The following is an 8,579-nucleotide window of genomic DNA, read 5'->3' on the forward strand; positions in this document are numbered from 1 at the left end:
GCCGACGGCTTCGTCCTGTTCGAGCCGCTGCCGGGACAACTGGCCCTGTTCGTCGACAAGGTGATCCCGATCCTGCAGCAGCGCGGCCTGTTCCGCACCGACTATGAGGGCACGACCTTCCGCGAGCATCTGGGCCTGTCGGTGCCGGACAATCGCTACAGCGTTGCGCGCGAGGCCAAGTCGGCCGCCTGATCCCATCAAACAAAAAGGGCCCGGCAATCAAATTGCCGGGCCCTTTTTGTTGCGGTCAGCGCAGCCAGGCGAGGATATCGTCGGCCTCCGGTCGGTCGAGCCAGTCGGGGCTGACCTGCAAGCGCTGCACCACCCGGCCCGGCCCCAACAGCAGCACGGCGGGCTGCGGCAATTCCCAGCTGCCCGTGCCGGTCACCTCGCCAATCCAGCCGGCGGGCGGCGGCGACGGGCGATCATCGGGGACGAAGGCGATGCCAAGCAGGCGGGCGAGCTGATTGTCGCGATCGGTCGCGACAGCGAAGGGCAGATCGTGGCGGCGCTTGATCTCCGCCAGCCGATCGGGCTGCTGTGGGCTGAGCGCGACCAGCGGGATGCCGCGCGCGCGCAGCACCGGCCAGAGCGTTTCGGCATAATAGGGCAAGGCGATGTTGCACGCCGGGCAATCGGCGAAGCGGAAGAAGATCAGCAAGGCCGATCCCTGCGCCGTCAGCGCGTCGAGCGTCAGGGTGCCGCCATCGACATCATCGAACCCCAGATCGGGCAGGACATCGCCGGGCTGCGCCACCGTCGCCGGATCGAAGCGCGCCACCAGTTGCTGCCGCTGCGCCGCGTTGCGCGCCAGTTGGGCGGGCGGCCAGTCCCGTTCCCGTTCTGCCTGAAGCGCGGCGTAGCGCGCCCTCAAATTGTCGCCGACGATCGTCGCCATCTGCCTGTCTCCTTTGCTGGAGATAGGAAAATGGCGCCGCGTGTGACGCGACGCCAATGAGACTTGACGGAAAGCCGCCGATTAATCCTTATAGATCAGGCGTCATAGCCAGCTGCCTGGCGCGATGCCTTGCGCAGCGCCGCTTCCCAGACCAGATCATAATGGGTGCGCCGTCCTTCGACCGGCTGGCGCTCGCGCGACATCTGGCGCTTCACTTCCGCCTGCGCCTCCTCCGGCGCGATCAGCACATTGTCGCGCCCGACGCTGAGCGTGCGGACCTGCGCGGTGCAGGCGGATTCGAGCTGATAGATGCCGCTCCACGCCTCACCGGGGCTTGCGCCGAGCGCCAGCGTGCCGTGGTTGCGCAGCAGCATGACCTTGGTATCGCCCAAGTCCGCCACCAGCCGCTCGCGCTCGTCCAGGTTCAGCGCCACGCCCTCATAGTCATGATAGGACAGGCGCGGGATCAGGGCCAGCGCGCGCTGATTCAAGGGCAGCAGCCCTTCAGCATGTGCGGACACCGCCATGCCGTCGGCGCTGTGAAAATGAGCGATATAATGGGCGTCGTCGCGCGCGCCGTGGATCGCCGAATGGATCACATAGCCCGCATAGTTGATGCCATAGTCGCTCTCCCCGATGACATTGCCGTCGAGGTCGACCTTGACCAGGCTGGATGCGGTGATCTCGTCGAACATCAGGCCGAACGGATTGATCAGGAAATGATGGTCCGGTCCCGGCACGCGGGCGGAAATATGGGTGTAGATGAAATCGTCCCAGCCATAGAGCGCCGAAAGCCGATAGAAGGCGGCGAGATCGACCCGCACCTTCCATTCGGCTTCGCTGATGCCGGTGCGCGAAAAACGATCATCCTTGAGGATGGTGGCCATGGGGAAAGCTCCTTGCGTCAGGATCCGAAACTGGTGTCGAAGGCCTGCGCCACGTCCCGTTTGGGATCGATCAGGCCGGCGCGGCGATAGCGCTCGACGATCGCCTGTTCATGGGCGATCACCTTGGCATCGACAGGCTGCGAAATGCGGTTGCTGCGTTCGAAACTGGCGCGGGCGATGTCGATCGGCAGGCCGGTTTCCTTGGCCAGCACGGCGGCAAACTGGTCGGGATGGGCGCGGGCCCAGGCGACCGCCTTCGCCTCGCGCTGAAGGAAGTCGGCCAGCAGCGCGCGCTTGGGCGCGATCGAGGCATCATGGGCGATGTCGATATAGAGCGGCAGGCCATAATCCCTGGCATCGACAACCGCCCGCGCCCCTTCCTTGACCGCGACATTGGTATAGGGGGTCCAGGTCGACCAGGCGTCGATCGATCCGCTGTCGAACGCAGCCTTGGCATCGCCCGGCGGCAGGAAGGTGATCTTGACCTTGTCGGCCGGGATATGCGCCCGCTCCAGCGCCTGGAGCAGCAGATGATGGCCGATCGATCCGCGCGTGGTGGCGATTGTCTTGCCAGCCAAATCCTGGGCAGATCGGATCGGCGAGCCATTTTTCACTAGGATCGCCAGCGCCTCGGCCGCCTGGTTGGCTGGCGCCTGCACCGCGATCGCCTTGACCGGGCTGCCGCTCTGATAGGCGAAGATGAAGGGCGCGTCGGCGGCAAGGCCCAAATCGGCCGCGCCGCCGCCAACCGCTTCCAGCAGTGGCTGGGCGGCGGGAAATTCCGACCATTCGACCTTGTAGGAAGCGCCATCGAGCGCGCCGGAGGCAAGCATCATCGCCTTGACCTGCCCCTTCTGGTTGGCGACGCGCAGCACCGGCACCTGTTCAGTGCGATATTGGGTGACAGCGAAGGCGACACCGGCGGAGGCGATCAGCACGCCGGCGATCAGGATCGATTTCTTGCTTGCCATGTCAGCCCGCGAGCGCGACGTCGACCTTCTCCCGCTCGGCCACCTTGCGGCGGACGACCGGCAGCAGTTCGCGGCCATAGAGGATGGAATCGCCCAGCGGATCGAAACCGCGGATCAGGAAATGATCGATGCCGATGTCATAATAATCGAGCATCGCGTCGGCCACCTGTTCGGGCGTGCCGACCAGGCCGGTGGAATTGCCGGCCGCGCCGGTGAGCGCAGCGACGCCGGTCCACAGCCGCTTGTCCTGCCGGTTGGCTCTGGCCGCCTCCAGCAGGCGCAGCGATCCGACATTGGGCGGGCGATGGCCGGTCAGCGGAAGTCCGGCGGCGACGCGATTGGCGCGCACCTGCTCCTCAATCTCCGCCGCGCGCTTCCAGGCCGCTTCTTCGGTATCGGCGATCACCGGACGCAGCGACAGCGAGAAGCCGGGATTGCGGCCATGACGGACGGCGGCACGGCGCACCTGGCGTACCGTGTCCTGCACCGCTTCGAGCGTTTCGCCCCAGAGCGCATAGACGTCGGCATGGCGCCCGGCGACCTCGATCGCCTCGGCCGACGAACCGCCGAAGAAAACCGGCAGATTGTCCGGCTTGATCGCGCTGAAGGCCTGACGAATGTCGTAAAAGTCACCCTGATGGTCGAAAGGCTGGGCCGCAGTCCATTCCTGGCGCAGGATGGTCAGATATTCGTCGGTGCGCTGATAGCGCTGGGCCTTGACCGTGCCGGTGTCGCCGTCACGCGCCATTTCCTCGTCGGCGCCACCGGTGATGATGTGGACCGCGACCCGCCCCCCCGACAGCTGGTCGAGCGTCGCCAGCTGGCGCGCGGCCACGGTCGGCTGGGTGAAACCGGGGCGATGGGCGACAAGGAAACCAAGCTTGCTCGTCAGCGCGGCGGCATGGGCCGCGACGATCTGACTTTCCGGGCTGTTCGAGCCGAAGGGGATGAGGACGCGGTCGAAACCGCCATCTTCCTGCGCCCTCGCCGCGGCCTCGACATAGTCCTTGTCAAGCACGCGGCTGCGCACCGCCGCCTGGGTTTCCGAGCCATTGTTGAAGCCGATATAGCCGATGAACTTGACGCTCATGGGGTCATTCCTTCCCGAAGATCAGATGACGTAGAAGCCGTGGGTGCCGTCCTTTTCGAGCTGGGCGACAAGGCCATATTCCCAGTCGAGATAGGCCTGCATCTTCTCGGCCTTGTTGTCGGTGCCCTCATAGGGGCGCTTGTAGCGGCCCTCGGGTCCACGCGGGGGTGGCGCGCCGTCACTGCCGCGTTCCAGCACCACCGCCGACCAGTCGACCGACAGGACATAGACTTCCCAGCCCAGCTGAGCGAGCCAGGAGGCGCTCATGTCGGCACGCGGGCCAAGATCGTCGGTGACGACGATGCGGGCGCCGCGCACCGGGGCATTATGGTCGGTTTCCTGCACCAGCTGGCCGCCCTGCGCATTACGGAAACCGGGCAGATGCCCCGCCTCATATTCGCGCGGCTGGCGCACATCATAGAGATAGAGGGTGCGGGCGGTATCAGCCTTCAGATGCTCCAGATCGTTCCAGCCGATCCATTTGACCCCGGCGCGATAGGCAACGTCGCGGGCATGGGCACGGGCCGCCTCGATCGCCCTGCCATCGACTTCGGGGGCCGCACGCACCTGGCCGGTTTCAAGCCCCTGCCCGGCCAGCGTCCAGCCGATCGTGCCGTTGCGCAGCGCATAGACCTTGTTCGGCAGGCCGGCATTGACCAGCGACTGGGTGCCGATGATCGATCGGGTGCGACCGGCGCAATTGACGATGATGGTCGTGTCGGGATCGGGCGCGATCGTGCCCGCGCGCAGCACCAGTTCGGCGCCGGGCACGCTGGTCCCGGTCGGGATGCTCATCGTATGATATTCGTCATAACGGCGCGCATCGAGGATCGCGATGTCGGCCTTTTCGTCGATCAGCGCCTGCACATCTTCGGCCGCGAGGCTGGGGGTATGACGGCGATGCTCGACCAGTTCGCCGAACGCCTTGGAGTAACTGTTCACATCCTCGAACAATTCATAGCCGGCGTCGCGCCACCCATGTAGCCCGCCCTCCAGTTCGCGCACATCGGTGTAACCAAGCCCCTGCAGCCGCACGGCCGCGCGGCGCGCCAGCCCCTCGCCCGCATCATAGACGATGATCGGCGTGTCCAGCCGGGGGATGCGCCAGCGCGCTTCCTCATCGATGCGGCGCAGCGGGATCTGGGCAGCGAAGAGCGGATGGCCCTGCGCAAAATCATGTTCCTCGCGCACGTCGATCAGGGCGATCTCGTCGCGGGCGATCAGCGCGGTGCGGATATCGGCCGGGGTGGCGACCTCTATGCGGTCCAATATGTCGGTGGTCATGCGTTTCTCGATCTGTCCCAGAGGTTGGGGATGACGCGATTGGCGTATCCGGAGATGAAGCTTTTGGGCGTGCCGTCGGGGGCGAAGGTCGCGCGCTCGACCGCGCCGATATTGCCGCCATAGACATGGATGCTGACCGACGGCGCATCGGCCCGGCCGTTAGATACGCGGTGGATGTCGCCGATCCGGGGCGACACGGCATCCACCTCGCCCTCGCGCAATATATCCGTGCCCTGCGCGACCAGCCCGCCGCCGGGCAGGCGATGGAACCGCTCGACCTGCTCGCTGCCGCGCAGCACGCCGACCAGCCCCCAGACGCCATGGTCGTGGATCGGGGTCGACTGGCCCGGTCCCCAGACGAAGCTGACGATGCTGAACCGCTCGCGACTGTCGCAGTGAAGCAGATATTGCTGGTAGCGATCGGGATCGGGCCGGGCATATTCGGGCGGCAGCCAGTCGTCGCGGGCGATCAGCCGGGCGAGCAGGGTGCGGCCGCTTTCCAGCAGCGCCTGTTCGTCGCGGGTGCAGGCAATCAGATCGGCCAAGGCGGTGACGAAACCGCGCAGCCGGCTGGTCTCGACCGGCCGCTCGATCGTGGTGACGGCGTTCATTCCGCCGCCTCCGCCTGGCGGGCGAAGGGCACCACACCCTCACCATGATGGTCGCCGCCCAGATGGGACAGAAGCTGTTCGCGCAGCCGGCCGGCAAGGCCCGCGCGCTCGCCGCGCTGGGCGTGAATGCGCTCCTCCGCGACGATCCGCCCCTTGTCGAGCACCAGCACCCGGTCGGCCAGCGCGATCGCTTCCTCGACATCATGGGTGACGATCAGCACCGCCGGCCTGTGCGTCCGCCAGAGCGAGAGGACGAGGTCATGCATGCGATAGCGGGTCAGTGCGTCGAGCGCGGCAAAGGGCTCATCAAGCAGCAGCAATTGGGGTTCGCGCACCAGTGCGCGGGCGAGCGCAGCGCGCTGCGCTTCTCCACCGGACAGGGTGAGCGGCCAGGCGTCGAGCCGATGGCCCAGGCCGACCTCCTTCAGCGCGGCTTGCGCCCGATCGCGGATGGCACCACCTTTCAGACCCAGTGCGACATTCTTCCAGACCGGTTTCCACGGCAGCAGTCGGGCATCCTGGAACACGACGGCGCGGCTGTCGGGCACCTCCACATCCTGCGCGCCGGCATCGTCCAGCCCGGCGAGGGTGCGCAGCAAGGTGGTCTTGCCCGATCCCGACCGGCCCAGCAGGGCGATGAACTCACCCGGCGCGATTTCCAGGTCCAGTCCGTCGATGATGCGGTTGGCGCCAAAGCTGCGGGTGAAGTGCTGCAGGCGGACGACCGGTTCGGGATGCGGCTGGTGCGCCGCGCTGTCGATGCTGGAAAAGCCGAGGCGCGCGTCCATGATCAATTCTCCACTATGCTGGGGCGCCAGACGAGGGCGCGGGCTTCGAGGGACCGGACCAGCCAGTCGGCACCAAGGCCGAGAATGGCGTAGACCATGAGACAGACGACGATGATGTCGGTGCGCATGAAGTCGCGGGCATTATTGATGAGATAGCCAAGCCCGGCCGAGGCGTTGATCTGCTCCGCCACCACCAGCACCAGGATCGAGATGGACAGGGCGTAGCGCAGCCCGACCAGCAGCGAGGGCAAGGCGGCGGGCAACACGACGTGCCAGACCTGTTCCCAGCGGCTGAGGCCGAAGCTCTTGGCGGCATCGAGCAGGCGCGGATCGACACCGCGAATGCCGGCATAAAGGTTGAGATAGACCGGGAAGATGGTGCCGAAGGCGATCAGCGCGATCTTGGGCGTCTCGCCAATTCCGAACCAGACGATGAACAGCGGCGTCAGCGCCAGCGCGGGAATGGTCCGCTTGATCTGCATCAGCGGGTCGATCGCCAGTTCTGCGCCGCGCGACAGGCCCGCCGCCAGCCCCAGCCCCAGCCCCAGACCGACGCCGATCAGCAGGCCGACCGCGACGCGGGCGAAGGAGACGAGCAGGTTGGAGGGCAGCTCGCCACTCAGCACCATCTGGATCAGCGTGCCGATCACGGCGGACGGCGCCGCCAGCGTGCGTTCGGGGATAAGGCCCGTGCGCGAGCCCAACTCCCACAGCAAAAGTAACAGCAAAGGTGACAGCCATCGGCCGCCGAAGCGGGCGAGGGAGAAGCGGCGTCTGGCGCGCTGCGGCGGCGTGTCGCCCCTTATTGCCAATGCGGTCATGTCCATCCGTCATGCTGGTGAAGTCGCCTTTATCCAACATCAATTCTCTACTCATTCAATTGAGTTTTATCGCACCGCTCTATTAGGGAAAATCATAGGTCGCCTTTTGCCCCTGATTCCGGGCATTTCGGCGCGCATCGGGCCCGATAGCTTTTCCTGCCCCCGGACAAACTCTACTATTTTGATTGATATATTGCCATGGATCATAAGCAGCAGGCCCGTGCCCGGCATCGGATCGGCCCCCTTTTCATCATCAGAAGGATATGCCGTGCCGGTCAATCTGCCGACCAATCTCCTGCGCAGCTTCGTCGCGATCGTCGACACCGGGTCGATGCTCAATGCGTCGGAACAGGTGTTCGTGACCCAGTCCGCCCTCAGCCTGCAGATCAAGCGGCTGGAGGAGCTGGTGCAGCAATCCCTTTTCCTGCGCGAAGGCCGACGCCTGCACCTGACTGCGGCGGGCGAGGTGCTGCTCGACTATGCGCGCCGGGTGCTGAGCCTGCATGACGAGGCGGTGGCGGCGGTCAGTGCCGGGCGCTTCGCCGGCCCGGCGCGGATCGGCATGGTCCAGGATTTTGCCGACAGTCTGCTCTCCGGCCTGCTCTCCCGCTTTGCCGAGTTGCACCCGGACGCGCAAATCTATGCGCGGGTTGCGGGCACGGCCGAGTTGCAGGCGCTGCTCGATCGGCGCGAACTGGACATATTGCTGGGCTTTGCCGCCCCCAATGACGGCAGCGCGGTCACGGTGGCGCCGATGAGCTGGTATGGCACGGCCGAACTGGTCGAGCGCGACACGATCCCGCTGGCGGTGCTGGAGGAGCCGTGCCGTTTCCGCGAGGCGGCGATCCGGGCGCTGGAGGATATGGGGCTGCAATGGCGGATCGCGGTCGAGACGCCCAACCTCGCCACGTTGCGCGCGGCGGTGGCCGCAGGGCTGGGCATCACGGCACGCACCCATTTGTTCCAGGATGACATGACGGTGCTGGAGCATGAGCGGCTGCCCATCCTGCCCCGCGTCGCCGCGATCCTGCGCACCAGCGACAAGCTGGATCGCGCCGCGCACCGGCTGGCGGAACTGGCGCGCGAAACGGTGACCGGGCTTTAGGCCGTAAACTCATAAAAAGCCTTGAGGATTGGCGATTGGCGTGATTCAGAGGCCTCCAGAGTTGGAGGGCTTGATGGCACGGCGGCGGTACGAACTGACAGATCGGGAATGGGCGATTATCGAG

Annotated in this window: 9 protein-coding genes and 1 pseudogene; 2 read left to right on the forward strand and 8 right to left on the reverse strand. The window is 65.9% G+C overall.

Annotation, left to right across the window (positions count from 1 at the left end):
• Positions 1-192: pseudogene (locus CG471_RS27840) on the forward strand (LLM class flavin-dependent oxidoreductase); the annotation flags it as partial.
• 55 nt (positions 193-247) lie between these two features.
• Here CG471_RS27840 and CG471_RS27845 read toward each other — a convergent pair.
• From CG471_RS27845 to CG471_RS27880, 8 genes are all read right to left on the reverse strand, one after another.
• The gene (locus CG471_RS27845) at positions 248-898 is read right to left on the reverse strand and encodes a peroxiredoxin-like family protein (protein ID WP_099234431.1); all 651 of its coding nucleotides are present in this window, start codon (positions 896-898) and stop codon (positions 248-250) included.
• 95 nt (positions 899-993) lie between these two features.
• Positions 994-1,785 (reverse strand): class II aldolase/adducin family protein, encoded by a 792-nt coding sequence (locus CG471_RS27850; protein ID WP_099234432.1) that lies wholly within the window; start codon positions 1,783-1,785, stop codon positions 994-996.
• Between the two features lie 17 nt (positions 1,786-1,802).
• The gene (locus tag CG471_RS27855; protein WP_099234433.1) at positions 1,803-2,756 is read right to left on the reverse strand and encodes an ABC transporter substrate-binding protein; all 954 of its coding nucleotides are present in this window, start codon (positions 2,754-2,756) and stop codon (positions 1,803-1,805) included.
• Position 2,757: 1 nt separating this feature from the next.
• Positions 2,758-3,846 (reverse strand): LLM class flavin-dependent oxidoreductase, encoded by a 1,089-nt coding sequence (locus CG471_RS27860; RefSeq protein ID WP_099234434.1) that lies wholly within the window; start codon positions 3,844-3,846, stop codon positions 2,758-2,760.
• A gap of 21 nt (positions 3,847-3,867) precedes the next feature.
• Positions 3,868-5,130: a rhodanese-like domain-containing protein gene (locus CG471_RS27865; protein WP_099234435.1), complete on the reverse strand. Its 1,263-nt coding sequence runs from the start codon at positions 5,128-5,130 to the stop codon at positions 3,868-3,870.
• Positions 5,127-5,741, reverse strand: a complete 615-nt coding sequence (locus CG471_RS27870) for a cysteine dioxygenase (protein WP_099234436.1) — start codon at positions 5,739-5,741, stop codon at positions 5,127-5,129. The genes CG471_RS27865 and CG471_RS27870 overlap by 4 nt, the downstream gene beginning before the upstream one ends.
• Entirely contained in the window at positions 5,738-6,529 is a 792-nt protein-coding gene (locus tag CG471_RS27875; RefSeq protein WP_099234437.1) for an ABC transporter ATP-binding protein, read from the reverse strand. Before CG471_RS27875 ends, CG471_RS27870 begins: the two co-directional genes overlap by 4 nt.
• Before the next feature lie 2 nt (positions 6,530-6,531).
• Positions 6,532-7,350, reverse strand: coding sequence for an ABC transporter permease (locus CG471_RS27880; protein WP_037520516.1), 819 nt, complete (start codon positions 7,348-7,350; stop codon positions 6,532-6,534).
• Between the two features lie 268 nt (positions 7,351-7,618).
• Between CG471_RS27880 and CG471_RS27885 the strand changes: the two genes are divergently transcribed.
• Complete coding sequence (locus CG471_RS27885) at positions 7,619-8,455, forward strand: LysR substrate-binding domain-containing protein (RefSeq protein ID WP_099234438.1); 837 nt, start codon at positions 7,619-7,621, stop codon at positions 8,453-8,455.
• Positions 8,456-8,579: the final 124 nt, after the last annotated feature.

It is taken from the genome of Sphingobium sp. IP1 (assembly GCF_002708645.1).
Classification (GTDB): Bacteria; Pseudomonadota; Alphaproteobacteria; order Sphingomonadales; family Sphingomonadaceae; genus Sphingobium; species Sphingobium yanoikuyae.

Excerpts from the sequence above, each read along its gene's own strand:
- CG471_RS27880 (WP_037520516.1), bottom strand. The coding sequence starts at position 7,350 with ATGACCGCATTGGCAATAAGGGGCGACACGCCGCCGCAGCGCGCCAGA.
- CG471_RS27845 (WP_099234431.1), bottom strand. The coding sequence starts at position 898 with ATGGCGACGATCGTCGGCGACAATTTGAGGGCGCGCTACGCCGCGCTT.
- CG471_RS27870 (WP_099234436.1), bottom strand. The coding sequence starts at position 5,741 with ATGAACGCCGTCACCACGATCGAGCGGCCGGTCGAGACCAGCCGGCTG.
- CG471_RS27865 (WP_099234435.1), bottom strand. The coding sequence starts at position 5,130 with ATGACCACCGACATATTGGACCGCATAGAGGTCGCCACCCCGGCCGAT.
- CG471_RS27860 (WP_099234434.1), bottom strand. The coding sequence starts at position 3,846 with ATGAGCGTCAAGTTCATCGGCTATATCGGCTTCAACAATGGCTCGGAA.
- CG471_RS27875 (WP_099234437.1), bottom strand. The coding sequence starts at position 6,529 with ATGGACGCGCGCCTCGGCTTTTCCAGCATCGACAGCGCGGCGCACCAG.
- CG471_RS27855 (WP_099234433.1), bottom strand. The coding sequence starts at position 2,756 with ATGGCAAGCAAGAAATCGATCCTGATCGCCGGCGTGCTGATCGCCTCC.
- CG471_RS27850 (WP_099234432.1), bottom strand. The coding sequence starts at position 1,785 with ATGGCCACCATCCTCAAGGATGATCGTTTTTCGCGCACCGGCATCAGC.